Below are 26,248 nucleotides of genomic sequence, written 5' to 3' on the forward strand. Positions count from 1 at the left end.
ACGCAGTTCGAAGTGCTTGTTTTGCAACACCTTCACCAGACAAACTCCACGAGACAAACAAGGAGCTGACGTGACCAGCGAAAAAATTCAGCGCGTCGGCGTTATCGGCGCCGGAATCATGGGTGCCGGAATCGCCGAGGTGTGCGCCCGCGCACATGTCGATGTTCTGGTCTTCGAGCAGACTCGCGAGCTTGCAGCAGCCGGGCGTTCACGCATCCTGCGTTCGCTCGACCGCGGCGTGAGCAGCGGAAAGATCACAGAACGTGAGCGTGAGCAGGCCGCATGGCGTCTGCGTTTCACCTCCGATCTGGGAGATTTCGCGGACCGCCAGCTCGTCGTGGAGGCCGTCGTCGAAGACGAGAAGATCAAGAGCGAAATCTTCGCCGAGCTCGACGCGGTCGTGACGGACCCGGATGCGGTTCTCGCGTCCAACACGTCGTCGATCCCGATCATGAAGCTCGGCATCTCGACCAAGCGTCCCGAGCGAGTCATCGGCATGCACTTCTTCAACCCGGTTCCGGTTCTGCCGCTCGTCGAATTGGTGACGACGCTCAAGACCAGTGCCTCCGTCTCGCAGCGCGCCGAGGCTTTTGCCAGCGACATCCTCGGCAAGCAGGTCGTCCGCAGTGCCGACCGCTCCGGCTTCGTCGTCAACGCACTCCTGGTGCCGTACCTGCTCTCGGCGATCCGCATGGTCGAGTCGGGCTTCGCGACCAAGGAAGACATCGACAAGGCAACGGTTCTCGGCCTCGCGCACCCAATGGGTCCGCTGGCTCTGACGGACCTGGTCGGACTCGACACCGTCAAGTCCATCGCCGACTCCATGTACGAAGAGTTCAAGGAGCCGCTGTACTCCGCTCCGCCGTTGCTCCTGCGTATGGTCGAAGCCGGCTTGACCGGCAAGAAGTCCGGCGCGGGCTTCTACGAGTACGCCGACAACGGTCGCTCCACCAAGCAGGCAAGCTAAGGCCCAACGCCCCTGTGCGCCTTTCTGGTAGTTCCGGCTACCACAAAGGCGCACAGGGCGCTCGCGCCCCTCGGTTAGAAAGGTCGACCGCATGTCCAGCAGCACTGCAGCATTCGGCTCCAGCGTCCTGGGGTATCCGCGCATCGGGCCGCGCCGTGAGCTCAAGCGCGCCCTCGAGTCCTACTGGCACGGCACTTCGGACAAGGACGCACTTCTCGCGGTCGCCAAGGAACTCCAGGAATCGACCTGGAGCGAATTGGCTGCGACGGGATTGAGCCAGGTTCCCGGCAACACCTTCTCCTTCTACGATCACGTGCTCGACAATGCGCTGCTCTTCGGCGCAGTGCCGGAGCGGTTCAAGCCGCTCGAGGGCGCCCTCGAGCCGCTCGATTTCTACTTCACGATGGCCCGCGGCCGCCCGGACTTCCCGCCTCTCGAGCTGGTGCGCTTCTTCGGTACGAACTACTACTACCGTCAGCCCGAGATCGACGCGAACACAGTGTTCTCGCTCAACTCGGATGCACTTCTCGACGAGTTCGAACGTGCGAAGGCGCGCGGCATCGAATTGCGCCCCGTCATCATGGGGCCCGTCTCGCTGCTTCTGCTTTCGAAGGTCGGACCTGCCACCGAGAAGTCCGATCCGAACTTCACCCCGCTCGACCTGTTGGACGCGCTCCTGCCCGAGTACGAGAAGCTCTTCGAGCAGCTCGCCAAGGCCGGTGCGACCTGTGTTCAGTTGGACGAGCCTTCGGTCACCGAGGACCGCACCCCCGAGGAGCTAGCCGCTCTGGGACGTGCGTACGAGAAGCTTTCGACGGCCCCGCTGCGCCCGCGCCTGTTGGTGACGGGTCCGTACGGCAAGTTCGGCGAAGCCCTCAACATCTTGGCGCCCACCAAGATCGAAGCCTTCGGTCTGGACCTGGTGCACGGCAAGATCACGGCCGAGGAACTGGCCGCGGTGCCGAACATCAAGCGCAAGCGCATCTACGCGGGCGTCGTCGACGGTCGCAACGTCTGGCGCGTCGACCGGTTCAACACCTTGACGTACCTGAACGAACTCAAAGACGTTGTGCCTGACCTCGTCGTCTCCACGTCGTCGTCGCTGCTGCACGTGCCGTACGACGTGCTCTCCGAGTACGACATTCCGGGAGACGTCGCAGACCGTCTGGCTTTTGCGAAGCAGAAGGTCGGCGAAGTCGTCTCACTGGCGAAGGCGCTCACCGAGGGTCCTTCGGACAAGTGGCGTAAGCGTCCGACGAAGGTGCACTTCAAGCTCAAGCACGCTGTCCGTGCTCGGGTGAACGCGATCAAGCCCGAAGATCGTGTGCGTGCACCGTACGAGGAGCGTCGTAAGGCTCAGCAGGAACGGTTGAATCTGCCCTTGGTGCCGGCCCAGACACTGGGTTCGTTCCCGCAGACCGACGCGATTCGCCAGGCTCGTTACGAACTCGGCCAGGGGCGTTTGGAGTGGGACGACTACTACAAGCGCATCCAGGAAGAGATCGAGCGCACAATCCGTCTGCAAGAGGACATCGGTCTCGATGTTTTCGTGCACGGCGAGCACGAGCGCAACGACATGGTCCAGTACTTCGCCGAACTGCTCGAGGGCTATGCCTTCACGCACAACGGTTGGGTTCAGGCCTACGGATCTCGTTGCACGCGTCCGCCGATCCTCTACGGCGACATCGCACGTCCGAAGCCGATGACGGTCGAGTGGATTGCGTACGCGCAGTCGCTGACCGACAAGCCGGTCAAGGGCATGCTGACGGGTCCGGTCACCATGATCGCCCGTTCGTTCGTTCGCCAGGATCAGCCGCTCTACGAAACGGCAGAGCAACTGGCACTTGTCATTCGAGACGAAATCGCGGATCTCGAAGCTGCCGGAATCGCCATCATCCAGGTGGACGAACCGGCAATTCGTGAACTGCTGCCACTGCGTGAGGACGGCCGGGAGGCCTACCTGGAGTGGGCCGTCGACGCGTTCCGTCTGGCAACAGGTGGAGCGAAGCCGGAAACACAGATCCACACACATTTGACGTACTCCGCTCGGTCGTCGGTGGTCGACGCCATCGAACGGTTGGACGCCGATGTGACGGCTATCGTCGCGACCCGCTCCATCACGTGGGTTCTCGAAGCACTCAAGGAAGGCGCGCTCACGCACGGCGTCGGCCCCGGTGTCTACGAATCTCGCTCGGCTCGGATTCCCGACATCGACGAACTCGACGAATTGCTCACTGAGGCAAGCGAATCGATCTCTCTCGATCGCTTGTGGGCAAACCCGGACGGCGGCCTCAAGACTCGCCATCCGTGGCAACTCGAGCCTTCGCTGCGCAATATGGTTGCGGCCGCGAGGCGCCTGCGTCGTCGGGCCGAGCAAGCCGAGCGCGACGCCGGGTAAGTCACGTAAAGAACAAGTCATGGAGGGGCCTGCGAGTTGCAGGTCCCTCCATGCACGGGTAGGCATGTGTGCATGGTTACTGCTGCTGCTTATGCCGCGACGTCCGCTGACGGTCCCCTCGAGAAGACCACTGTCGAACGCCGCGAGCTCGGTCCACTGGACATTCTCATCGACATCAAATTTGCCGGCATCTGCCATTCCGACATCCACACCGCTCGCAACGAGTGGGGCGGAGCGAAGTACCCGATCGTCCCCGGACACGAAATCGCCGGCGTCGTCGCCGCCGTGGGGTCCGATGTCACCAAGCACAAGGTCGGCGACCGAGTGGGCGTCGGCTGCTTCGTCGACTCGTGCGGGGAGTGCGACGCCTGCACCGCCGGTGAAGAGCAGTACTGCCGCAAGGGTGTGACGGGTACGTACAACGCCACCGGCCGCGACGGCGAGCGCACTCAGGGTGGCTACTCGACGCACATCGTCGTCACCGAGCACTTCGTGCTCTCGATCCCGGAGGGCATCGAACTCGACGTTGCAGCGCCGCTCCTGTGCGCGGGCATCACCTTGTACTCACCGCTGCGGCACTGGAATGCCGGCCCCGGCAAGAAGGTCGCCATCATCGGGTTCGGCGGCCTCGGTCACGTCGGTGTGAAGATCGCCAAGGCGCTCGGCGCGGAAGTCACCGTCCTGAGCCAGACGCTCGGCAAGAAGGAAGACGGCCTTCGTCTCGGTGCCGATCACTACTACGCGACCAACGACCGTGAGACGTTCAAGGCTCTTCGTGGCGAGTTCGACCTGATCCTCAACACGGTCTCGGTCAACCTCGACATCGACGCCTACATGTCCTTGCTCACCATCAACGGCACTCTCGTCGAACTCGGCCTGCCCGAGAAGCCGATCGAAGTTCGAGCATTCTCGCTCGCCGCAAACCGTCGTAGCCTCGCCGGCTCCATGGTCGGCGGTATCCCGCAGACACAGGAGATGCTCGACTTCTGCGCCGAGCACGGCATCGGCGCAGAAATCGAACTGATCCCGGCGAGCGACATCAACGACGCTTACGAGCGCGTGATCAAGAGCGACGTCCGATACCGATTCGTGATCGACACCGCAACGATCTGACCCGCTCGGTCCTGCTCAGTCGAATTGTTCGCGGAGCTCAGTCGAGTTGCTCGCGAAGATTACTCAATGTCTTCGCGAGCAACCTCGACACGTGCATCTGGGACACACCGACTTTCTCGGCGATCTGTGTCTGCGTCAGATTTCCGAAGAATCTGAGCATCAACACCGTCCGCTCTCGCTCGGGCAGCTTGTCGAGAAGCGGACGCAACGCCTCGTGATTCTCGACGTTCTCGAGTGCTGCGTCGTAGTCACCGAGTGTTTCCACGAGCGGGAGATCGTCGGTGTGATTGGACGCGGCACCGTCGACCGAGACCGTCTGATACGCGTTGCCGGCGATCAAGGCCTGGGCAACTTCTTCGCGTTCGATCCCCAACGTCTCGGCCAACTCGTCGACGGTCGGCGCGTGCCCGAGCTGTTGTGACAGCTCGCTGATGGCCTGCCCGAGTTGGAAGTGCAACTCCTTCATCCGGCGGGGAACCCGCAATGCCCAACCGGTGTCGCGGAAGTGTCGTCGAACCTCGCCCATGACGGTGGGAACTGCGAACGAGACGAAATCGGATCCGCGCGTGGAATCGAAACGGTCGACGGCGTTGACCAGACCGAGACGCGCCACCTGAACCAGATCGTCGTGTGCCTCGCCACGACCGTCGAATCGTCTGGCGATGTGCTCGGCCAACGGTAGGCATCTGGTGATGAGTGCAGTGCGCACTCGTTCGTACTCCGGGCTGTGGGGCTCGAGGGTCCGCAGTTCCTCGAAAACTGGTATTACGTCCCGATATTCGTCGGTGGACCGCCGACGCGGGCGTGACGGGCCGTCTGCGGAAGCGGTCACAGGCGCCCGCTGAGGGCCTTGGTGAACTTCATGGTGGTGATGTAGCCGACGCCGCCGAGGTTCTCTTCCTGGTCGAGCGAAATCGAATCGGTGAGTTCGGTGAGGATGTGCCACCCGAACGAACGCTGACTGCTGTCCTCGTACTCCGTGGTCGTCGTGGACACGGACACGTGCAATTGCGGGGGCGTGAAGACGAACCGACACACCAGAACCGAATCAGGCGCAGCGCGAACGATCAGATGCGTACAAATTTCGTCCATGGCCAGTTTGATGTCGGCGATGGCGTCGAGGTCGAAGTTTTCCTGAATGGCAACGGTGGCGGCCAGTGCACGCAAAATCGACAGCTGATCGAGAGTCGCTTGAATCCTCAACTCCACAACTGGCTGAGTCTGATCCTGATCGGGCTCGAGTGCGCTGAGGTGTGCCATAAGTTCTCCGGATCGTCGTACCAGGGGTCGCGGTGAAGTCTGGTGCCGAGAACGATACCCATCCCGACCTTCACAGTGACCCCCGAACACGAAATTTGGTCGATGGTGGTGCCGGGGTAAACGACACGATTCTGCTCACGACCGTTGGCGATCGCAACATCGGATTACCTCGCGGAACCGCAGACCAAACCACATTTTTGTTCGGAACACCGAAACGAATGGTCGCAACGCACTTGTGACGTCCGTCATGCTGGCGTACTGTTTCAAACCGAGGTTGAGCACACAGCCGATGAGGGATTTATCCGTATTTCTGGAGACCCGTTCATCGTGCGTCTCCTTCGGAGGTCCCTTCTCTTTTGCAGAGTGTAAACCGTTGCGGGATGGGAGAACCATGACTGTTGTTCCAGGATCATCTATTTCAGGCTTTACGAACGCGGCGAAGGGATCGGTAGACTACGGACCTCCCGCGACCGGGACAGCGACCGCATCGTTTCACGCGCACCGCATCAGTGCACACACCGCTGTGATCAAAGTTCGTGGTGAGATCGATCTGATGAGCGCCAATGCTTTTCGTGACTTCTTGACGTACCACGTGGCCGCGGACCGGACGCTGGTCGTCGATCTATCCGAACTCGAATTCATGGGGACGTGCGGCTTGTCCGTACTGTCGGTCCTGTCGACGCGATCACGCGACGTGGGCGGCACACTCGCGCTCGTCTGCGCCCGCCCGGTGCAAAGGTTGCTCAAAGCAGCTGGTCAGGAGTCGATGTTTGCCTGCTACGAGTCGCTCGATCATGCAATCGGACTCGAAGAGACCCGACGTTTCCCCGCTTGATCACGCAGTTTCAGTCCAAGCTACGTGAAATCACCTTCGTGAATTCAGTTTCGTAGAGCCCGTCAGCGTCAGTGCACTTCACTTCGGTGAGTGCCCTTGTGTTGGCGGGCTCTCGGCGGTGCTGTGACGCAGCGGCCGTAGGTGCGGACCACTTCGGTGGCGACGTGATCCCACGAATACGATTCGCACGCTCGGGCCCGGCTCTGCCGTGCAAACGCCGCGCCTTCGTCCTCGTCGTCGAGAAGATGGCGGACTGCGCGCGCGGTTTCCACCGGGTTGTTGACCGGGACCCGACGCCCGGTGAGTCCGTCGATCACCGTATCCCGCAGTCCGCCAACAGGAGTCGCGACTACGGGAACTCCGCACGCCATTGCTTCCAGTGCCGCGATTCCGAACGGTTCGTATCGAGGGGTGCACACGAGGGCGTCGGCCGATCGCATCAGTTTCGGTAGTTGGCGGTGCGGAACCCGTCCCAACAATTGGACGCGATCTGCGACGCCGAGGCGCTCGGCGAGCTTGACCAAGCGGATCGCCACTTCGTCGGTGCTCAGTTGCGCGACGGGTGGCCCGCCGATCACCACCAACTCCGTATCCGGCAGCGAAGCCAGCGCGGCGACGGCAACATCGAAGCCCTTCTGCTCCACCAGTCTTCCGACGCAGATCAATCGATGCGGTGCGGTTTTCTTCGCGGCGGGTCCCTCCGGGGTGAATGCTTCGGTGTCCACGCCCGAGGGCACCATCGTGGTCCGTGATCGTGGTGATCCCTGCCGGACCAGATCGAAGATTTCGTCCGAACTGGTCGCGATGACATGGGTTGCGCCCCTGGCGATCAACGGTTCCAGATGAGTCCGCTCCGAGGGGCTGTCGTCGGCTGCTCCGAGGTGGCGGTGCGCCGCAGATCCCAGGGAATGGAATGTCTGAAGTACGGGGATGCCGAGCGATCGGGTCGCGAGTTCCGTTGCCACACCGGACATCCAGAAGTGCGAGTGCACCACATCGGGTCGGTCGGTACTCCACTGAGCGCGCAGAATGCTGGCAAAGGTTCCCAGGTGAGGGAGGATGTCGGCATCCGGAAGAGCCTGCGTCGGGCCGGCCTCGAGATAGTCGACGGAGTACCCGGCGCGGGCGCGAACGCGGTCCGGCCCACCGACGTGGGCACGCCTGGTGAAGACGGTGACGTCGTGTCCGGCACGAACCAAGGCGGCAGACAGTTCGTCGACGTGCAGGTTCTGTGCACCGGCTGCCGAGCAGCCCACCGGTGCGAGTGGATCGGCGTTCACCGACACCATGGAGATCTTCAGCATTCGTCCGGGAGCCATAGCGGGCGAGTACTTCATCGGGTCCCCTCTCCACTTGATCGGTTCGTCTGGGGATACCCGGAGTCCGTGATCTGAACCGGGTTTCGACGCGGTCAGCGCTGGGCACATTCCAAACACGATGGCGAGGAGTGAGGTTCGATGACAGAACAAATGCTGGTCGACGCAACCGTCGGACTCGGGTTCGAGCGGTACGTACAACGGGTGGCGGTCGGTGTGGGGGCCGGCATCGAGCAGTGGTGTTGCAGGCGCGAGCACCCTCTGGAGGCTTACATCGCATTGGACCGAACTGTGCCGCGTTTCCCCGGGCGCGAGGTGGCTTTGCTGTGGGAGGAGACGTGCGGTTGGGCCCTGGCCGTGGAGACCAGATCAGGGGAGGACCTCATCGTTCTCGGATATCTGGGCGAACACGCAGTGCCGACCCCGGACGCCGTCGCCGATTTTGCCGCGACACTGGGTACGCGCAGCCCACACTGGGTCATGAACAGACCATTGGCGGATTCGGACGAGACCGCGCGAGAACTGCGGAGCTACTCCGGAAGTGCTTACGCCTGAACAGTATCGAGGTCCGATCGGCTCAGTTGACTACATCCAGGATGGGATCGAGAACCGGAGTCGCTGCAGCCTCGACGGCCGGATCGTCCATGAGCTTGAAAACGATGTGACCACCGAGCGCGCCACCGACACCGACCGCGGTGAGCCCCAGCACCGACAGCACTCGCGCCAGTGCGAGTGAGTCCTTTCCGCGTAGCCTGTACGACGCCGCAAAAGACCAGATCCCCACTGCATTCGACGCCGCGTGCACCAGCCCCACTCGGCGTGCGACGTCGCCACGTTCGGACCAGTCCAGCCATCCCGTCAGCAAAGCCGGCGGAGTCGAAACCAATCCGAGCCCGATCAGCCGTCGTGCAGTCTGCGGATCGCCTAGAACATCGAAGACCAACGAAGCCGTCCACGCGCCCGCGGGAATGGTCACGAGGGCAGGATGGATGGGATGCCCGACGGCGGCGCCGCGGAGAAGTGCGGCGACAGTGCGCGATCGGTCGGATCGCTCCGTGATCTCGAGGATTCTGCGCCTGAGGCCAGTGGACGGACCGTCCAGTCCGCGAGCGGATTCGATTCCGCGATAAAGAGTTCCGATGTCCATGTAATTCGGCTACCCGGCGTAGACGTCGGGAAACCTCGCGACGGCGGTGTCTTGTCGACCGTCATGCTCCGGCGTACGGTCGAAACGAAAGAGATCCGACCGGAGGAGCGAACGATGAAGCTCAATCTCTTTGCAGCGTGGGCGTCGTATTTCCTGGTGCTGGCCACAGTGGTCTGCCTCGGCAGTTTTCTGGTGGCGGCAGGTTCAGGCCAGGGTGGTTGGGCATTGATCGCCGGCCTCGCCGGCGTCGCGTGCATCGGCCTCGCGGTAGCCCTGTACGCCAGTACTGTGCGTCACGACCACAAAGTGCACCGCGAATCCCCACACCTGTTCTGATCGGGCCTGCTTCTGATCAAGACTGTGCGAGTCGTGCCTTCTCCGCCTCGATGTCGAAGTCGGCAGGGGGCCAGTCGAGATCGAGCTTTTCCAGAGCGTCGATCAGTAGCTCCGTGACCGCAATGCGGCTGTACCACTTCCGATCACACGGCACGACGTACCACGGCGCGTGCTCGGTCGACGTCTTGTCGAGCATTGCCTGATACGCCTGTTGATATGCAGGCCACAAACCGCGTTCGGTCACGTCGCCGGGGTTGTACTTCCAATACTTGTCCGGGCGGTCGAGACGTTCTTCGAGTCGCTTCTTCTGCTCGTCGAGCGAGACGAACATCGCGACTTTCACGATAGTGGTTCCGGCGTCGACGAGTTCCTTTTCGAACTGGTTGATCTCGTCGTAGCGCTTGCTCCAGACATCCTCCGGGACAAGATCGTGGACGCGCACTACCAGGACGTCCTCGTAGTGGGAGCGATCGAACACACCGAGATAGCCGCCGCGGGGGAGTTCCTTCTTGATCCGCCAAAGGTAGTGATGTTGCTTTTCCTCTTCGGTCGGGACGCCGAAGGCCGCGTGCTGAACTCCCGAAGGATCCACGTGACCGATCACGTGTCGGACCATGCCGCCCTTGCCTGCGGTGTCCATTCCTTGCAGAACCAGCAGGACTGAACGACTGTCCCCTGACCGGCCGTTGGCGTACAGCAACTCCTGCAGGTCGGACAGAACCGCGCCGCGCTCCTCGAGCAGACGTTCGCCGTCAGCTTTGTTTCCGGTGAATCCCGGAGTGCTGTTGCGATCGAGTTGATCGAGTTCGAACCCGGGCTCCGCCCGCAGGGTCTTGGCGGCCGGTGTTTCCCACAGCGAGTCTTGTGCCATGCCGAAAGAGTGCCACAGGATCGCGCCCGGCGGCTCGAAAGTTCGGTCTCGGGCGAGTCAGTCCTCGGCAGGCTTGACGAGGGGATGCGGAACCGACTTGAACTTGGCCGGTGATCCGTTGACCGCCGCTATGCCGGTGATGCCGCCCCACGTCATCATCGTGAGGTAGTCGATCAGCGATTCCGCGGACATCGACTTGTTGGAGATCCACCAGTGCGTCGCGAGCTGAATTCCGCCGACGATCCCGAACGCCCACGGCAGCGAACCGCCGGAATCCATCTCCATCTCGCGAAGACGATTGCCCAACACCGTGGAGAGCAATTCGGCGATCATGCGCTCGGAATCGGCAACGACGTCGCGGTTGGCGCCGGCGCCGTTTGCCATGACGTAGAGGTAGATGTCGGGGTCGGATGCCACCGTCTCGACGTATGCGGTGATGCTCGCCTGGGTGAGTTCGAAATCGTCGAGATCGCCACTGATCGCTTCGTAGATACGCGGCGACAGGATGGTCTCGACGTACCGCATCATCGTGGCGGTCGTGAGGTCGCTCTTGTCGGCGAAGTATCGGTAGAGCACGGTCTTGGAGACACCGATCTCGGACGCGATCTCGTCCATGCCGATCTCACGGCCGCGCGCGCGGATGGCGGCGATGGTGCCGTCGACGAGTTCCTCGCGGCGAGCGATCTTGTGCTCACGCCAACGACGCTTACGACCGTCGGATTTCTCGGGCTTCGCATCAGCAACGACTGGGCCGTCTACCTGCTCGTTGTCCTGCACGGCATTCTTGGCCACGAGTCATCTCATATCTGTGGTGCGAGCCACGTCCGATCGGTCTACTTTCCGGTCCAGCTTAATGTCCGCGCCTTTATCTCGGGCACTCACATCCGCAGTTCGGGGGATTAGGTCCTGCAGAATCGGACTTCGTGTCGCTCGCGCTACGCCGCGTCACACCTTTCGGCACAATGGCGAGGGTGCAGCAACTGAGCCTCTCCGCCTTCGACGACGCCGCCAAGCGTCGGGACCTTCGCAAGATGAAGGTCTTCGCTACTGGCCTTCTGGGCTTCGCGACGGTGGTCTACATCTTCTGCCGGTGGCAGGAATCCCGCGGCGCCGGAGAGTGGGTCGGGTACGTCCGGGCCGCGTCCGAGGCAGGCATGGTCGGCGCGCTTGCCGACTGGTTTGCCGTCACCGCGCTCTTCCGTCATCCGATGGGCCTTCCCATCCCGCACACTGCGATCATCAAGCGTAAGAAAGACCAGCTCGGAGCCAGCCTGAGCTCATTCGTCGGTCAAAACTTCCTGGCTCCCGAGGTTGTGTCGGCCAAGGTGCAGCAGGCGCAGATTCCGCTGCGGCTCGGCACGTGGATGGCCGAACCTGCCAACGCCGCTCGCGTCGCCGCCGAGACGTCGACGGTCTTGCGCGGCATGGTCGAGGTTCTTCGCGACGAGGACATCGCCCAGATCATCGACAACACGATCGTGAAGCGTCTGGCCGAGCCCATGTGGGGACCGCCGATCGGCCGAGTGCTCGGTGAACTTCTCAAGGACAACAAGCAACTGCCGATCATCGAATTGCTTGCCGAGCGGGCACATCAGTGGGCTCTCGGCAGCCAGGAGACGATCGATCGTGTGATCGTTCGCGATTCGCCCGCGTGGTCGCCGAAGTTCGTCGACGCCATGCTGGGGGAGAAGATATACAAGGAACTCGTCGAGTTCACCTGGAAGGTCCGTTCCAACCCCGAACACGAGGTACGCCTCGCCGCCAACCGCTTCCTGATCGACTTCGCCGATGATCTGCAGAACGACCCGGAGACCATCAAGAAGGCCGAGGGGATCAAGGCCGAGATCATGGGTCGCGAGGAAGTGACGGGTCTGGCGTCGTCGACATGGCAGGTTGCCAAGCGGCTCATCATGGAGTCCGTCGACGATCCGAACAGCACCCTGCGGACCAAGGTCGCCGAGAACGTCGCCGGCTTCGGAGTCAGGCTGCGTGACGACGAGTCCATGCGTGAGAAGGTCGACGGCTGGCTGGTGCAGGGCACCAAGTACATCGCGGAGAACTACACCGACGAGATCACTGGAGTCATCAGTGACACCGTCGAGCGGTGGGACGCCGACGAAGCGAGCCAGAAGATCGAGTTGCAGGTCGGTCGAGATCTTCAGTTCATCCGTATCAACGGCACCGTTGTGGGCTCGATCGCCGGACTGCTGATCTACACGATTTCGACGCTCATCTTCGGCTGAGCTGTCCAGTATGTGACGTCCACCACGAGTGCTAGCAGTAGTGCTTGCAATAGTTAGCACCCTCTCCTATCCTGGGAAATGTCCACTGGAAAGGGAGGACGCAATGCCAGCGAAGTCGACGAACTCCGATGACGGAGATCGTGAATCATCCGGTGCCGCAGCCGGAGCAAGCGACTTGGCAGCTCGCGTCGTCAGCTCTGCGGCACACGACATCGGGGGGTTCATTCGTGCACAGCGGGAAGCCGCCCAAGTTTCGATGCGCCAACTCGCTCAACTCGCCGGCGTCAGCAATCCGTATCTGAGTCAGATCGAACGCGGATTGCGCAAACCGTCGGCGGACGTACTGGCGCAAATCGCCAAGGGCCTTCGAGTCTCATCAGAAGTGCTGTACGTCCAAGCGGGATATCTCGAGCAACGCCCGCACAGTCCCATCAGGGACGCGGTGTTGGCCGAGACGGCCATCAACGAACGGCAGAAGCAAGTACTGCTCGAAATCTACGACTCGTTCTGTCGCGAGAACGAGTCGTCAAGACCAGCCGCAGCGCCCGATTTCGCTGAATCGGCCGCAATTCCAGACACCGAGACTTCACTAGGAGAACAAGATGACTGACAAGAACGCCATCGACAGCGTCAAGACCTCGCTCTACGCCGCCGTCGGCGCAGGCGACCTGGTTGTCCAGGCCGTGGCCGATGTAGTTGCTCAGGTTCGTGAGCGCGCCGAGAACACCCAGGGCGATGTCAACGGCCGTGTCGACGGTGCTCGCGAGAAGCTCGCTTCCGTCCAGGGTGACGTTGCCGAGAGCGTCGATGCGCTGCGCGAGCGTCTCGCCGGCCTGCCGTCCGAGCTGCCCGAAGAGCTTGCCGAGCTGCGCGAGAAGTTCTCACCCGAGGAACTCCGCAAGGTCGCCGAGGCATACCTCAAGGTTGCCGGAGATCTGTACAACTCCCTCGCAGAACGTGGCGAAGACGCAGTCGAGCGCATCCGCAAGCAGCCCGCAGTCGAAGAAGGCATCGCTGCTGCAGAGTCGGCACTCGGCGACGCCGTCGAGCTGACCGAAGACGCACTCGGAACCGTTGCTCGTCAGACGCGCGCCGTGGGCGAGCAGGCTGCCAAGCTGGCCGGCCGCGCTGCCGGACGCATCTCCGACACCGCAGAAGAGGTCGGCGAGAAGATCTCTGACGCCGGTGAGAAGATCGCCGACGCAGGCGACGAGGCTGCACTGAAGGTCCTCGACCTCGGTGACCAGGCTGACGAGGCTTCCAAGGAAGCTGCCGCTCGCGTGACCGCTGCTGCTTCCGACGTCCAGGAGCGCGCGACCACCGCCGCGAAGAAGGCCGCTCCGGCCAAGGCTGCACCCGCCAAGGCTGCTCCGGCCACCGCACCGGCTCCGGCCAAGAAGGCTGCTCCGGCCAAGAAGGCCTGATTTGCCCAGCTCCACCTGACGAAGGCTCCCGCGCTCAGCCGAGTGTGGGAGCCTTCGTGTTCGTCGGGAACCGGATGAGAACTTAGGATGTAGTTGTGACTCAAGTCGATGGGCTAGTCGGTCTGATCTTTCTCGCACTCAAAGTGCTCGCATTGGTGGGTGCTGTCTACGCGATCGTTCATGCCGTCAGGCAGCGTCCTGACGCTTTCACCGCGGTCAACAAATTGACCAAGCCGATCTGGCTGGGAATTCTGATCGTCGCGGCGTTGATCCTCTTGGCGACGTCCCCTGTCGGGCTCCTGGGCATCATCGCGGTCGTTGCAGTGTGCGTGTATCTCGTCGACGTTCGCCCGCGGGTGGACGACATTCAGCACGGCGGTTCTCGCTGGTAGTTTGCCGCACTCCCGCTCATTCCGAGCCGTGGTTCCCGGCTCATGGTGTGCTGCCCCACTCTTCTCTCCAACGCTGACAACGGGCGTTGTTCGAGTGATAGTGTCGGTTAACGGCAGTCACACATAGATTGCATCCGTCTGTCGTCAGCAGCAGTCAGGGGTAAATGCATGTCCAGTCGTTCGCGCACCACAGAGCTTCGAGTACTGGCAGGCGCCGTCGGAGTGGGAGCACTCGTCGCGGCCGTCGCTGGGATCCGTCATCGGCGATCCACGCGTGGGTTGACTCTTTCGAGCGACGTCGAGCCCAATGCACTCCTGAAGACTCCGACTCTCAAAGCTGACATCAGCGAACTGACCACCGACGACGGTGCGATCATCAATGTCCGGGCTTACGGTCCCGTCGACGGCGATCCGATCGTTCTCAGTCACGGCTGGACGTGCTCCACCGAATTCTGGTACCCGCAGGTCAATGCGCTTGCCGGCGAATATCGCGTCATCACCTACGATCAGCGCGGTCATGGCCGCAGCACCGTCGGCAATCTTCCGCTCGGCCCGGACGTCCTTGCCGACGATCTCTCTGCAGTGCTGGCGGCCACGGTTCGCGAGGACAAGAAGGCCGTCATCGTCGGTCACAGCATGGGCGGGATGAGCATCATCGCCTGGGCGGGTCGTCACCCCGACGAGGTCAAGAAGTACGCGTCGGCGGTCATGCTCGCGAGCACCGCGAGCGAAAGGTTGATCGCCGAGACCACGGTCATCCCACTGCCCAATCGTTTCCCTCGCGTGCCGGTCCCCGTGGGCCGCGCCATCCTCAGTTCGCCCGTTCCGTTCGTCTCCTCGGGCGCCATGACGAAGGCGATCCAGTACGTCTCGATGTCACCGAACGCGACCAAGGCCGAGATTCAGTTCTGCGAGAACATCGTTCGTGAGTGCAAGCCCCGCATCCGTGGAGGTTGGGGAGCAGCGCTGAGCACCCTCGACATTCACGAGGGACTCGACAATCTCGAAGTGCCGACCACCGTGCTCGTCGGTTCGCTCGATCGGCTCACTCCGCCGGTCCATGCGCGCAAGCTTGCGCAAGTCCTCGACGACGCCGGCAACCTCGAACGGTTGATCGTGTTGCCGGGCGTCGGTCACATGTCGTCGATCGAGAACATCGACGAGTTCGACAAGGAAATCGTGCGACTGCGCAATCTCTAGCGCGCGGTGACTCCGAATCTGCGTAGTTCGAGAGCCGGATTCTTCATCCGAACCTCCGCGATTCGTTCGAGGGAGACGGTTGCAGTCGCCATACCCACGCGTTCTCCCAGAGATGCGACGATGACGCCCATCGGATCCACAATCATGCTCGCGCCTGATCCCGCCGGTGCGCATTGGTCGGCCGCCGCGACGTAGATCGTGTTCTCGATCGCGCGGGCGCGGACGAGAGTTGTCCAGTGATCTTCCTTCAACGGGCCGGGCACCCACTCTGCCGGGAGGAGGAGAACGTCGGCGCCTACATCGACGATCCGTCGTGTCGTTTCCGGGAAGCGAAGGTCGTAGCAAGTCTGAAGACCGAACCGGACGTCTTCCACGACAAAGGTTTCGGGGTCGTAAATCTCACCGGCACGGACGACGTCCGATTCCTTGTAACCGAAAGCGTCGTACAGGTGCAGTTTTCGGTAGATCGCAACGACACCGAGTTTCGGGGCCAGGGCGACCAAGGTGTTCGAGATCTTGTCGGAGCCCGTAACTGCCTCGTTGATCCCGGCGACTATGTGAATACCGAGAGTTGTTGCGAGGTCTGCCAGCGCTGAGACGAATTCGCCGTCGAGCGACTCGGCGGTCAAGACGAAACGTGAGTCCATGCTCGGAGCCGTGAACATCGCGTACTCGGGAGCGACCACGATGCGAGCACCGGATTCCGCCGCTTCGCTTGCCAGTTTCGTGAGTTGCTCGAGATTCGACTGCTTGTCGAGTCCTGGGGCGTACTGTGCGATTGCTACGTCGACCATGTGGTTGTGCCTTTCTGGGCTTGGGGCGCCGGCATTCTCTCGATCTTGCCGAGCACCACGGTGTAACAGAAGATTCCGCCGATGAGTACCGCACCGGTCGCGATGAACGCGCCGGCGAACGAACCGGTGGCGTCGACCACCATGCCGGTCACGATGGGCGCCGCGATTCCGAGCAGATTCGCCACGAAATTGACGATGCCGCCGAGCGACCCGGTGTATCCCTCCGGCGCGATAAGCGCCACGATGGACGAACCTGCGGGGACCGACACTGCCAGTCCTGCGGCTCCGATCGAGAGGAAGATCAGGGCGACTGCGATCGATCCCGCGTATGCCGCTCCCGTGACAGCAAGTGATGCCAGGAGGCTGACCACGAGGACCGTACGGCGGACCTTGGTGACGTCACCCGTTTTGGCCAACCACCTGTCCATCAGGATGCCGGCGATGAGGAACTGTGCGATCACGGCGACGAGCCACGGGATCATCGTGTAGATGCCGCCCTTGAGGAGGTTGACCCCGAAACTCTTCTCCAAGTAGGCGGGGAGCCAGGTCAAGAGCACGTAGTAGGCGTACGTATAGGACGCGTACCCGAGGGCGAGTCCCCAAGTCTTGCGTCGCCGCAGGAGGTAGCCCAAACCATTGAGCGAACCGCTGGTTTCTGCGTCCTCGTCTTCGGCGCCGCCCTCGCGGATGTAGTCGAACTCCGCTTGGCTCAGCCGACCTTTCGCCAGTGCCTCTTTGGGCGTCAGATACAGCAGCCACCAAATCGCGAGGTAGGCCACGGAGAGGATGCCGGTGAAGATGAAGGCCGCGTGCCAGCTGAACGTCGTGACCAAGAACGCCATGATCGGGATGCCGATCACGTTCGAGATCTTGGCGCACCCGTCGAAGATGGAAGTCGCGGTCCCGCGCTCCTGCTTCGGGAACCATTGGCCGATTGCTTTCCAGCCGGCTGGGACAGTAGGCGCTTCGCCGACACCGAGGACGAGTCGGGCGACCAGGAGCATTCCCAGTCCACCTGCCGCAGCGGAGGCGAACGACGCCACGGCCCAGAGAAACGCGGCAGCTCGATTGACCCACCGCACGCCGATGCGGTCGATGAACGAACCGATCGGCATCTGGAGCATGGCGTACGTCCACAGGAACGCGGACGAGACCATTCCCATCTGCGAAGCGCTGATGTCGAAGTCGCGCATGATCTCCGGTGCGGCGATGGAGAGGTTCACGCGGTCGATGTAGTTGACGAACATGCCGACACCGAGTACTCCGGCGATACCCCAACGAGCACGGCCGATCTTCTGCGGGACGGCCGTCTCCGTCGGTGACGAGCCGGGCTCCGAGGTTTGTGTTGTCATCGAGACTCCCGAATCCGAGTGATCTGATCAAGCGGTCCGGCGAAGCCGGCGGCGAGGGCACCGTGCTGCATAATCAACGCCATCTGATCAGCGCCGTGTCGGACGGCGAATTCCTTCTCTTCCACACTCCACGCCGGCAGCACCCATGGCTTGCCTGCTTCGGCTGCCGCTGCGGCAACGATAGCGAGGTCGGCGAAATCGCCGTCGGTGCGTGTGTACGCACCGCGTTCTCGGCGCAGCGATAGATCAGACGGGCCCACGAACACGCCGTCGACGGTCTCCAGTGCCAGAATGTCCGCGATGTTCTCGATTGCTCCCGCGTCTTCGATCATCGGGTAGCAGCGAGTGGACGTGTCCTGGCGACGGACCCAGTCGTCGGTGAAGCCGCCGTAGTTGGTCGTGCGTCCGCCCGCGAAACTGCGATCACCGAGCGGTGGGAACTTGGCGAACGCAGTGACTTCCTTTGCATGAGAAGCATTTTCGATGTGTGGAATGACAACGGCAGTAGCGCCGAAGTCCAGAGCCTGCTGAATGGGTCCGCGCTCGGGTCCGAGGACTTTCGCGAGAACCTCCATTTCCAGGGCGCGAAGGAAGGGGATGAATCGCTCGAGGTCGGCAAGGTCGAACGACCCGTGTTCGATGTCGAGGATCACCGCGCCGTAGCCGAGTCCGCGCGCGATTTCTGCTGCGGCAAAGCTCGGATCGGACAGCCAGATCGCGTGACGGCGGTCGGCGGGAGTGCTGAACATGCTGGTGGGCTCCTTGGCAGTTGGGATTCTACGACTGATCGGATCGTGTGACGGCCCGCACAACTGTCGTATACGTCATGTATACACAGTGAATACTTGGTGTGTCCAGAGTCGGTATGATGAATTTGTTACAAGTTCGTCAACCCGGCGGACGCCAGTGCGAAGGGATTGTGATGTCGACACCGGCAACTGCCGACCCGTCAGCCGCCCAGGGGCCGGCACGCGACCGTGTCTACGTCTGGTTGCGGGACGAGATCATTCGTGGATCGATCGAGGGCGGCCGATTCCTGGACGAGCTGTGGGTGTCCGGAACCATGGGAGTGTCCCGAACACCGGTCAGAGAGGCATTCCATCGGCTCGCCGCCGAAAAGTTCATCACCCTCCTGCCGCGCAAGGGTGCGCAGGTACGAACGGTGACGGCCCGAGAGCTCGAAGAGGTCTACCAGAGCCGGCAACTGATCGAGGGTCACGCGGTGACTGTGCTGTGCGCCCGAGGCTTCGGCGCACCGACGTCGATGATCGAGCTGATCGAACCGATGGAAGCAGCAGGGCGCGAGCGTGATTGGTTCGAGGTTTCCGGTCTCGACCGGCAGTTCCATCTTGCGATGGTCAGAGCTGCTCAGAACTCGGTACTGACCGAACTCTACGAGTCGCTGCGGTCACGGCAGCAGAGAGTTGCGGTGCGCGCACTCAACGTGGGACCGCACCGCCTCGACACGATCAATGCCCAGCACCGCGCCTTGGTTGCGGCGCTGGACGAATCCGATGCAGACAAGGCTCTCGAAATTCTGGCCGCACATCTCCGGCCGGTACCGGAGGTCCTTGCCCTCTTGCCTGCTGATCAGCCTTAGCTGAAGACGACCGTCTTGCGCCCGTGGACCAGCACACGATCCTCGAGGTGCCAGCGCAGTCCGCGGGAGAGTACGAGCTTTTCGATGTCTCGACCCTGACGGACCATGTCGGCGACATCGTCGGCGTGGTCCACACGGATCACGTCCTGCTCGATGATCGGACCGGCATCGAGTTCGGCGGTCACGTAGTGGCAGGTGGCGCCGATCAACTTCACGCCGCGGGCGAACGCCTGGTGATAGGGGCGGGCACCGATGAACGACGGCAAGAAGCTGTGGTGGATGTTGATCGCGCGCCCGGCCCAGTGCTCGCACAGTGATTCGGGCAGCACCTGCATGAATCGGGCAAGAACCACGGCGTCGGGATTGTGAGCGTCGACCAGGGCGCGAACCTTCTCGAAGGACGGTCCCCGTTCTGCCGGGTCCTTGGCGAACGGAACATGGTGGAAGTCGATCCCGTGGCGCTCGGTGACACTGCGCAGATCTTCGTGGTTTCCGATGACGGCGCTGATTTCTGCGGGGAGTTCCCCGCCCGCGGCGCGGCCAAGGAGGTCATGCAAGCAGTGACCTTCCTTGCTCACGAGCAACACGATCTTCTTGGGTGCGCCGGAGTCGTGAAGAGTCCACTCGGTTTCCGGACCGATCTCGGCCGCAACAGCTTTGAACCGTTCACGAAGCTCGTCGATGCTCATGCTCACCGACGATGCACGGACCGCCTGACGCGTGAAGAACCATCCGGTGTCGGCATCGGCGTGGTATGCAGCCTCCACGATCCATCCACCGACGTCGGTGAGAAAGGTCGAGATGCGTGCGACGATGCCCGTGGTGTCGGGGCAGCCGAGGGACAGAACATAGCGACGATCATCGATCGATGGTGCAGCGGTCATGCGGCCTAGTCTCTCAGGTGCGGCTGCAGCGACGGTCGTGTGGTGGTGTGCCAAGCTTTCCAACATGTCTGAAGCTGCACTCACTCGTTCCCAGGTTGCCGCGATGGTGGACCACACTCTCCTCAAACCCGAAGCCACCGCGGCCGATGTGACCGCCCTGATCGACGAAGCACGCAGCCTCGGTGTGCTGGCTGTCTGTGTCTCGCCGTCGATGTTGCCGATTCGCGCCGAGGGACTTGTGACGGCGGCCGTCGTCGGATTCCCGTCGGGGAAGCATCATTCGCTGGTCAAGGGTGCTGAAGCGCGACTGGCCGTCGATCAAGGCGCAGCCGAGATCGACATGGTCATCGACGTAGGAGCGGCGGTCGCCGGCGACTACAGCGCGGTGTTGGCCGATATCCTCACCGTCCGCGAGGCGATGGGGGAGAGTGCGATCCTCAAAGTGATCCTCGAAACCGCAGCGCTGTCCGACGAGGCCATCGTCGAATGTTGCCGCGCAGCTGTGCGTGCCGGAGCGAACTTCGTCAAGACCTCCACCGGCTTCCACCCCGCGGGTGGAGCGACGGTCGAGGCCGTCGCACTGATGGCGCAGACGGTCGGCCCGGGCGTGGGAGTCAAGGCCAGTGGCGGAATACGTACGACGCAGGCAGCGCTCGACATGATCGCGGCCGGCGCCACCCGCCTCGGACTATCCGGAAGTCGAGCAGTATTGGACGGTCTGGCCGACTAGGTCAGCAGGCCGCAGCTGTCCGGAACCGCCGAGGTGTTCTGGTTGTTCGCGTCGGCGACGGGCATGGCGTAAGCGCCGCCCTCCAACGAGATCTGGATAGCGTCGTCGGTGACGGTCAGCTTCGTGGGCTTCATGTCCAGCGGGTAGGTCTGCAGGCTGTCGGTGAGTGTCTGGACGATGCCGTCGACCAGATCGGTCGGCAGACCCAATCCGAGAATCTCGGCGCCGACGGTCTGGACGTCGACCACACCGTTGGTGACGGTGGGCTTGACCGTGAGCTTCGCGAGCCCGACCGGACCGACGTCGAACGCGAGTGTTCCGGCGCTCGAGTCGGCGGTGACGCCGGAGACGAGCCCGCCGAAGGTCTGTTCCTGCAAGGTGGCGAGAATGCCTGCGGTAGACCAGGTGACGTCGGCGCTGGAGCTGCCGATGGTGCCGCTGTTGCCCGCCGAGGGCTGCAAGTTGATGTCGTTCACCTTCGCGTGAACCTGCATTCCCGTTGCGGGGCCGAACGAAGAGTCGTCACTGTCGATGCTGATGTACGGCACCTTCTTGTCGACTGCCTGCAGGAGTACGGGCTTCCAGCTCAACCCGACGTCGACCTGGGATCCCAGTTCGCTCTGGAACTGATCGGCCATGCAGGTCTTCACCTGGTTGCGTACGTACAGTTCTCCACCGACGAGCGCCGCGACGAGTACGGCGATCACCACGAGAAGGATGATGAGCACTCGGTTGCGCGGACGAGGGTTGTTCGCTGCGACAGTCATTCGCCAGATTCTTCCCGACGAGTCTGAACGAACTCTGTGAATACGCACTTCCTCATTCCTGTGATGCGCGACACACTCGCCCGTAGTCTGTTCGAAACGGCGTTTTCGACGGTCACCGGAGGTGGTCATGGCTTCGGACTACGAATCACTCGAGCTGCTGGCGCTGCGACAGTGCGGATTTGTCACGGCTCTCCAGGCATCCGAACTGGGTTTCGGTCTGGCGTTGATGGAAGAAATGACGGAATCCGGAACATGGACATGTGAGTGCCGCGGGCTTTTTCGCCTCGAACGCGTCAGACATACCGCCTTGGACGAGTTCGCGAAGTGGTGCACGTGGTTCGCCGGTAGCGCCACCGTCTCGCACTACAGTGCCGCAGATCTGCATGGCCTCGGGCACCTCCAACCTCGCTTCATTCACCTCTCCGTTGCGCACCCTCTCGCGGCGCCGACCCGCCAGGTAGCACTGCACCGACTGCCGCTCGCGGACGACGAGTGTGAACAGATCGGGCCCATCCGCATCACCACGCCTTTGCGTACCGTGCACGACCTCGCTTCCGGTGGAATTTCTCAAGTCCTGCTCAACGAAGTAGTCGCCGATGCGGTCGCGATAGGTCGACTGGACGCGCACGAGCTGTATCTCTCGTGTGAGAACGCGAGCGTCGACGTTGCTGTTCGGGTCGAGTTGGCTCTGGCCGCAAGCCTGTAGCCGAGAGAGATCTTCGAGGCTCCTGCGACCTTCTGGCATCACGCCCGAAATCGAATATGACGCCGATATCAGAGATTTGTAAATCGCTATTTTCGGGCGACTGGTTTGTCTTTAGCGCAGGTAAGAACGCATCCAGATGTGCGGTTCGGGACGTTCAGCCCACTGTTACTGCAGTTCGGCGATGTCGCCGATGAACTAAATCTGCGAAAAGCGTAGTTACTTTACAGTCAATGGGATAACGTCACGGCATCGAAAGCAGACGGACGCTTGTCCTGGACGCCTGTCTGCCCCGTTGTCGAGAGGGATCTGGATGTCCGTGAGTGGTGTTCGTCGTGTTGTCGGTGGGTTGAGTGTTTTTGCTGTTTCTGCGGGCTTCGCGGTGGTTGCGGGCGTCGGGGTTGCTGGTGCGGCTCCGGTGACGGCGGAGTTCAATTCGAGTGGTTACAAGATCACACGAACGATCAGTAACGCGACGCCGTCGGAAGGTGATGTGATCACCTCTACGACAGTGTTCAAGCGGACCGACTTTGTGGTCAATTACCTCTACGCGGTTCGGGATTTTCATCCGTCGTGCATGACGTATGTCGAGGGCTCGGCGAAGGTGAACGGGAAGGCCTATTCCCCGGAAACGCCGGTGAGCGCTGATTCTGTGCGTGTGAGCGCGAGCATCACGGATTGGCCGTTGTATCAGAACAATACGAAGTCGTTCGAGTTTCAGTATCGGGTCGGCGCAGGATGTGAGCGCGGGACCGATCTGGCAAGCACAGTGCATTTCGACGGTTCGGCTTGGGTGAATGACACGACAAATGGTCGTGGTCCTTCGGTCAACATTCAGAAGAACGTCTCGACGACAGCACTTGCGCCCGTCGGTGGCGCTCAGGTGGGGCAACCGGTGACGCTGAGCGCGACGGTGACCGGTGGTGCCGACGGTGATTCGGTGGAGTTCTTCGACGCCGCCACCAAGATTGGTGCGGGTACCCTCGCCAATGGTGTTGCAACACTTGCCTGGACACCGACCACCCGTGGAGACCACTCGATCACAGCGAAGTTCGCCGACACGGCGCGTGCCGTCGGCTCCGCTTCGGCAGCGCTGATCGTGAACGTTTCGCAGGCCGATGCTCAGTCCAGCACGACTCTGGCGCCGATCTCGGGCGCGCAGGTCGGCAAGTCGACCAATCTCAAAGCGACTGTGTCCGCGTCGGGCACCGGTGGAACGGTCACGTTCAAGGTCGGCGGAACGGTGCTCGCTTCGGTGCCGGTGGCAGGCAACGGTGAAGCGACCTATGCCTGGGTTCCGACGGTCGCCGGTGCACAGACGGTGGAAGCCGTATTCGCCGGTCGATCCGGTGTCACCGGGTCGAGTACCACCGCGAATGTGACAGTCGCCGAACAGCCCGCCGGAACAACAAGCTCCACAACAGATCTCAGCGTAGTAGCGGGCCAGGTCGGCGTTGCCCAGACGATCTCCGCTCAAATCAGCCCCGCCAATGCGGGTGGCACAGTCACCTTCAAGGACGGCGAGACCGTCATCGGCACGGCCACGGTCGATTCATCCGGAAAGGCCAGCCTTTCGTGGAAGCCCGCAACTCAAGGGCAGCGAGTTGTCGCGGCGGAGTACTCGGGCGCCGGCACGGTGACGGCATCGTCCGATCAGGTCTCCGTCCAGATCGCCGCACCCGTCGACGGTGAAGAACCAGGCAACGGCACCGGTTCGCTCGGCAGCCTCGGCAACATCTTCGGCTCCTAGCAATCGATACCCGGTGATGCCCCGCCCGCTTCAGGTGGTGGGGCATCACCCATATCCCTCACTTCTCGAGAAGGAAAATCTATGTCTGTAGGTTCTGCACGTCGTGCAGTTGCAGGTCTGAGTGTGTTTGCTGTTGCTGCGGGTTTCGCGGTGGTTGCGGGTGTCGGGGTTGCGGGAGCTGCGCCGGAGACACCGGGTTCGTTGACGTGGAATGCGAACAACTACGAATACACGCGGACGATCAGCAATGTGACTCCGTCCGAGGGCGAGACGATCACCGTGAAGACTGTGTTCAAGCGGAAGAACATCGTCGTGGATTACCTGTATGCGATCAAGGATGTTCATCCGACATGTCTGACGTACGTCGAGGGTTCAGCGAAGGTGAATGGTTCGACGCGGAGTGTCGAGTCCAAGGGTGCTGATTTTGTTCGTGTGAAGGGGTCACTGACAGAGTGGCCGCTGTACAACAACGACTCGAAGACTTTCGAGTTCAAGTACACGGTGGGCGCGGATTGTGCGCGTGAGGTGCCGTTGGATACTTCGGTGCATTACAACGCGTCAGTGACGAGTTCCGATTTCCAGAACAAGGGCCCGGCGGTGACGGTGTCGAAGAACATTTCGACGACGACGCTGTCACCGACCAGTGGCGTGAAGTTGGGACAACCTGTTCCGTTGAGCGCGACGGTGACCGGTGGTGCCGACGGTGATTCGGTGGAGTTCTTCGACGGTGCCACCAAGGTCGGTGCGGGCGCGCTCGCCAATGGTGTTGCAACGCTTGCCTGGACACCGGCTGACGTCCGAACCCACAGCGTGACGGCCAAGTATCTCGGTAATGCAAAGGTGGCGACCTCCACGTCGTCGGCTGTCGACGTCGTAGTGTCCGAAGCGGACAAGAGCACTGCAACCGCGATCACCGGTCCCGCAAGTGCAGTTGCAGGTGAGTCCGTGACCGTCGAGGCTACGGTGTCGCCCACTCCGGCGGGTGGCACGGTGCAGTTCAAGGACGGTGCAACCGACCTCGGCGGCGCCGTTCCCGTCGATGCCAACGGCAAGGCTTCGCTGACGAATTCCTATGCAGTCGGAGCGCATTCGATCGTGGCGGTGTACTCCGGTTCCGGTGTCTACCAGACTTCGACGTCGGCGCCACATGCGTTGACAGTCGCTCCGGTGGTGGTCGAGGAGAACACAACGACTACCCTCGTCGGCCCGTCGACAGGTTCGACAGGGGAGGCCTTGTCGTTCACTGCCTCCGTCTCGACCGGTGCTGCAGGCGGAACCGTGCAGTTCAAGGAAGGTGGCAGGGATCTGGGATCCCCGGTTCCCGTGGACGCCTCAGGTAAGGCAACAACCACGCCGACCTTCAACGTGGCGGGTGAGTACAGCATCACCGCAGTGTTCTCGGGTTCGGGTAACTACCTGGGCTCGACATCGAACGCCCAGACCGTGAACGTCAAGGCGCCGGCTCCCACCGACCAGCAGACCCAGACGGTCTTGACCGTTCCGGCGGATGCAAAAACCGGTACGGCAGTTGGTCTGTCGGTAACCGTCACGCCGACGCCGGTGGGCGGCACAGTGCAGTTCAAGGACGGCTCGGGCAATCTCGGCTCGCCGGTGCCGGTCGTCGAGGGCAAGGCGTCGATCATGCACGAGTTCGCGAGCGTCGGCACGCACGACATCACGGCCGTCTACTCGGGTGCAACAGGATTCCTCACCTCTACCTCGGCCGCTCAGTCGGTTTCGGTCACGGCTCCGGCCGCGGAGGATCAGGAAACGTCCATCACCGTGAGCGCTCCGGCGTCAGCGGTCAAGGGCGCGAAGGTTGATCTCGTTGCGGCAGTGGTACCTACGCTCAGCGCAGGAACGGTTCAGTTCATGGACGGAACCACCCCGATCGGTGGACCAGTTGCGGTGGTGAACGGTAAGGCCACGCTCTCGCACACCTTCACCGAACTCGGAGATCGCCGAATCACCGCGGTGTTCAGCGGAACTGACGGCTATCTCGGTTCCGAGACCCAGGCCCCAGTCACCGTCAAGGTAACGGCAGCGTCCGACGGCGGCGATCCCGGCAACGGCGGCAGTTCGACCGGTTCACTGGGAAGCCTGGAAAACATCTTCGGGTCCTAGCCCGACGCCTGCACACAGACGCCCCGCCGCGGAGAACACCTC

Annotated in this window: 27 protein-coding genes; 16 read left to right on the plus strand and 11 right to left on the minus strand. The window is 62.2% G+C overall.

All coding sequences use genetic code 11. From position 1 onward, the window contains the following. Positions 1-70 precede the first annotated feature (70 nt). From RHP72_RS08020 to RHP72_RS08030, 3 genes are all read left to right on the plus strand, one after another. Positions 71-967 carry a 3-hydroxybutyryl-CoA dehydrogenase gene (locus RHP72_RS08020; RefSeq protein ID WP_003941541.1) on the plus strand — a complete coding sequence of 299 codons (897 nt, stop codon included), beginning with the start codon at positions 71-73 and terminating at the stop codon, positions 965-967. Between the two features lie 91 nt (positions 968-1,058). Next, positions 1,059-3,365, plus strand: a complete 2,307-nt coding sequence (gene metE / locus RHP72_RS08025; RefSeq protein ID WP_003941510.1) for a 5-methyltetrahydropteroyltriglutamate--homocysteine S-methyltransferase — start codon at positions 1,059-1,061, stop codon at positions 3,363-3,365. A 72-nt stretch (positions 3,366-3,437) separates the two neighbouring features. Further along, entirely contained in the window at positions 3,438-4,478 is a 1,041-nt protein-coding gene (locus RHP72_RS08030) for an NAD(P)-dependent alcohol dehydrogenase (RefSeq protein ID WP_311094550.1), read from the plus strand. 37 nt (positions 4,479-4,515) lie between these two features. On the opposite strand, the gene RHP72_RS08035 is transcribed toward RHP72_RS08030, so the two are convergent. Together RHP72_RS08035 and RHP72_RS08040 are read right to left on the minus strand one after the other, a co-directional pair. Beyond that, on the minus strand, positions 4,516-5,310 hold the full coding sequence (locus RHP72_RS08035; protein WP_003941515.1) for an RNA polymerase sigma factor SigF: 795 nt from the start codon (positions 5,308-5,310) through the stop codon (positions 4,516-4,518). After that, entirely contained in the window at positions 5,307-5,738 is a 432-nt protein-coding gene (locus tag RHP72_RS08040; RefSeq protein WP_003941553.1) for an ATP-binding protein, read from the minus strand. Before RHP72_RS08040 ends, RHP72_RS08035 begins: the two co-directional genes overlap by 4 nt. 391 nt (positions 5,739-6,129) lie before the next feature. Here RHP72_RS08040 and RHP72_RS08045 point away from each other — a divergent pair, with 391 nt between their 5' ends. Beyond that, a complete protein-coding gene (locus tag RHP72_RS08045; protein ID WP_007735372.1) occupies positions 6,130-6,573 on the plus strand; it encodes an STAS domain-containing protein in 444 nt (147 codons plus the stop codon). Between the two features lie 68 nt (positions 6,574-6,641). On the opposite strand, the gene RHP72_RS08050 is transcribed toward RHP72_RS08045, so the two are convergent. Beyond that, positions 6,642-7,910: a glycosyltransferase gene (locus RHP72_RS08050; protein WP_003941555.1), complete on the minus strand. Its 1,269-nt coding sequence runs from the start codon at positions 7,908-7,910 to the stop codon at positions 6,642-6,644. A 120-nt stretch (positions 7,911-8,030) separates the two neighbouring features. Between RHP72_RS08050 and RHP72_RS08055 the strand changes: the two genes are divergently transcribed. Then, positions 8,031-8,444, plus strand: coding sequence for a DUF6292 family protein (locus tag RHP72_RS08055; protein WP_003941464.1), 414 nt, complete (start codon positions 8,031-8,033; stop codon positions 8,442-8,444). A gap of 22 nt (positions 8,445-8,466) precedes the next feature. On the opposite strand, the gene RHP72_RS08060 is transcribed toward RHP72_RS08055, so the two are convergent. Next, a complete protein-coding gene (locus tag RHP72_RS08060; protein WP_003941554.1) occupies positions 8,467-9,036 on the minus strand; it encodes a DUF2231 domain-containing protein in 570 nt (189 codons plus the stop codon). Between the two features lie 114 nt (positions 9,037-9,150). Between RHP72_RS08060 and RHP72_RS08065 the strand changes: the two genes are divergently transcribed. Next, complete coding sequence (locus RHP72_RS08065) at positions 9,151-9,372, plus strand: hypothetical protein (protein WP_039973486.1); 222 nt, start codon at positions 9,151-9,153, stop codon at positions 9,370-9,372. Positions 9,373-9,388: 16 nt separating this feature from the next. Here RHP72_RS08065 and RHP72_RS08070 read toward each other — a convergent pair whose 3' ends face one another. Both RHP72_RS08070 and RHP72_RS08075 read right to left on the minus strand, forming a co-directional pair. Next, the gene (locus RHP72_RS08070; protein WP_054827968.1) at positions 9,389-10,243 is read right to left on the minus strand and encodes a polyphosphate kinase 2 family protein; all 855 of its coding nucleotides are present in this window, start codon (positions 10,241-10,243) and stop codon (positions 9,389-9,391) included. Between the two features lie 57 nt (positions 10,244-10,300). Beyond that, the gene (locus RHP72_RS08075) at positions 10,301-11,035 is read right to left on the minus strand and encodes a TetR/AcrR family transcriptional regulator (RefSeq protein WP_003941527.1); all 735 of its coding nucleotides are present in this window, start codon (positions 11,033-11,035) and stop codon (positions 10,301-10,303) included. A 170-nt stretch (positions 11,036-11,205) separates the two neighbouring features. On the opposite strand from RHP72_RS08075, the gene RHP72_RS08080 reads away from it, so the two are divergent. The 5 genes from RHP72_RS08080 (at position 11,206) to RHP72_RS08100 (ending at position 15,502) form a co-directional block, all read left to right on the plus strand. Continuing rightward, entirely contained in the window at positions 11,206-12,486 is a 1,281-nt protein-coding gene (locus tag RHP72_RS08080) for a DUF445 domain-containing protein (RefSeq protein WP_020968906.1), read from the plus strand. 103 nt (positions 12,487-12,589) lie between these two features. Beyond that, complete coding sequence (locus RHP72_RS08085) at positions 12,590-13,096, plus strand: helix-turn-helix domain-containing protein (RefSeq protein WP_003941483.1); 507 nt, start codon at positions 12,590-12,592, stop codon at positions 13,094-13,096. Further along, positions 13,089-13,910 carry a heparin-binding hemagglutinin gene (locus RHP72_RS08090; protein ID WP_311094551.1) on the plus strand — a complete coding sequence of 274 codons (822 nt, stop codon included), beginning with the start codon at positions 13,089-13,091 and terminating at the stop codon, positions 13,908-13,910. Before RHP72_RS08085 ends, RHP72_RS08090 begins: the two co-directional genes overlap by 8 nt. A gap of 95 nt (positions 13,911-14,005) precedes the next feature. Beyond that, a complete protein-coding gene (locus RHP72_RS08095; RefSeq protein ID WP_003941505.1) occupies positions 14,006-14,302 on the plus strand; it encodes a DUF2516 family protein in 297 nt (98 codons plus the stop codon). 168 nt (positions 14,303-14,470) lie between these two features. Continuing rightward, the gene (locus RHP72_RS08100; protein ID WP_021333908.1) at positions 14,471-15,502 is read left to right on the plus strand and encodes an alpha/beta fold hydrolase; all 1,032 of its coding nucleotides are present in this window, start codon (positions 14,471-14,473) and stop codon (positions 15,500-15,502) included. Here RHP72_RS08100 and RHP72_RS08105 read toward each other — a convergent pair. Genes RHP72_RS08105 through RHP72_RS08115 form a run of 3 tightly spaced genes read right to left on the minus strand, consistent with a single transcriptional unit; the run spans position 15,499 to position 18,397 of the window. Next, the gene (locus RHP72_RS08105) at positions 15,499-16,296 is read right to left on the minus strand and encodes a carbon-nitrogen hydrolase family protein (RefSeq protein WP_270009182.1); all 798 of its coding nucleotides are present in this window, start codon (positions 16,294-16,296) and stop codon (positions 15,499-15,501) included. The two genes, RHP72_RS08100 and RHP72_RS08105, sit on opposite strands and share 4 nt — an antisense overlap. Further along, on the minus strand, positions 16,284-17,648 hold the full coding sequence (locus tag RHP72_RS08110; RefSeq protein WP_162114625.1) for an MFS transporter: 1,365 nt from the start codon (positions 17,646-17,648) through the stop codon (positions 16,284-16,286). Before RHP72_RS08110 ends, RHP72_RS08105 begins: the two co-directional genes overlap by 13 nt. After that, positions 17,645-18,397 carry an HpcH/HpaI aldolase/citrate lyase family protein gene (locus tag RHP72_RS08115; RefSeq protein WP_162114626.1) on the minus strand — a complete coding sequence of 251 codons (753 nt, stop codon included), beginning with the start codon at positions 18,395-18,397 and terminating at the stop codon, positions 17,645-17,647. The genes RHP72_RS08110 and RHP72_RS08115 overlap by 4 nt, the downstream gene beginning before the upstream one ends. A gap of 173 nt (positions 18,398-18,570) precedes the next feature. Here RHP72_RS08115 and RHP72_RS08120 point away from each other — a divergent pair, with 173 nt between their 5' ends. Continuing rightward, a complete protein-coding gene (locus RHP72_RS08120) occupies positions 18,571-19,248 on the plus strand; it encodes a GntR family transcriptional regulator (protein WP_050793986.1) in 678 nt (225 codons plus the stop codon). Here the strand turns inward: RHP72_RS08120 and purU are convergent. Then, positions 19,245-20,132, minus strand: coding sequence for a formyltetrahydrofolate deformylase (gene purU, locus RHP72_RS08125; RefSeq protein ID WP_003941509.1), 888 nt, complete (start codon positions 20,130-20,132; stop codon positions 19,245-19,247). The genes RHP72_RS08120 and purU overlap by 4 nt on opposite strands. 64 nt (positions 20,133-20,196) lie before the next feature. On the opposite strand from purU, the gene deoC reads away from it, so the two are divergent. Beyond that, a complete protein-coding gene (deoC, locus tag RHP72_RS08130) occupies positions 20,197-20,862 on the plus strand; it encodes a deoxyribose-phosphate aldolase (RefSeq protein ID WP_047268935.1) in 666 nt (221 codons plus the stop codon). Here the strand turns inward: deoC and RHP72_RS08135 are convergent. Continuing rightward, a complete protein-coding gene (locus RHP72_RS08135; protein ID WP_007735358.1) occupies positions 20,859-21,629 on the minus strand; it encodes a DUF2993 domain-containing protein in 771 nt (256 codons plus the stop codon). The genes deoC and RHP72_RS08135 overlap by 4 nt on opposite strands. Before the next feature lie 127 nt (positions 21,630-21,756). Here RHP72_RS08135 and RHP72_RS08140 point away from each other — a divergent pair, with 127 nt between their 5' ends. The 3 genes from RHP72_RS08140 (at position 21,757) to RHP72_RS08150 (ending at position 26,206) form a co-directional block, all read left to right on the plus strand. Continuing rightward, positions 21,757-22,335: a hypothetical protein gene (locus RHP72_RS08140; protein ID WP_003941523.1), complete on the plus strand. Its 579-nt coding sequence runs from the start codon at positions 21,757-21,759 to the stop codon at positions 22,333-22,335. Positions 22,336-22,645: 310 nt separating this feature from the next. After that, positions 22,646-24,082, plus strand: coding sequence for an Ig-like domain-containing protein (locus tag RHP72_RS08145; protein WP_042923274.1), 1,437 nt, complete (start codon positions 22,646-22,648; stop codon positions 24,080-24,082). Between the two features lie 81 nt (positions 24,083-24,163). Then, positions 24,164-26,206, plus strand: coding sequence for an Ig-like domain-containing protein (locus tag RHP72_RS08150; protein WP_311094552.1), 2,043 nt, complete (start codon positions 24,164-24,166; stop codon positions 26,204-26,206). Positions 26,207-26,248 lie beyond the last annotated feature (42 nt).

It is taken from the genome of Rhodococcus sp. SG20037 (assembly GCF_031763325.1).
Classification (GTDB): Bacteria; Actinomycetota; Actinomycetes; order Mycobacteriales; family Mycobacteriaceae; genus Rhodococcus_F; species Rhodococcus_F qingshengii.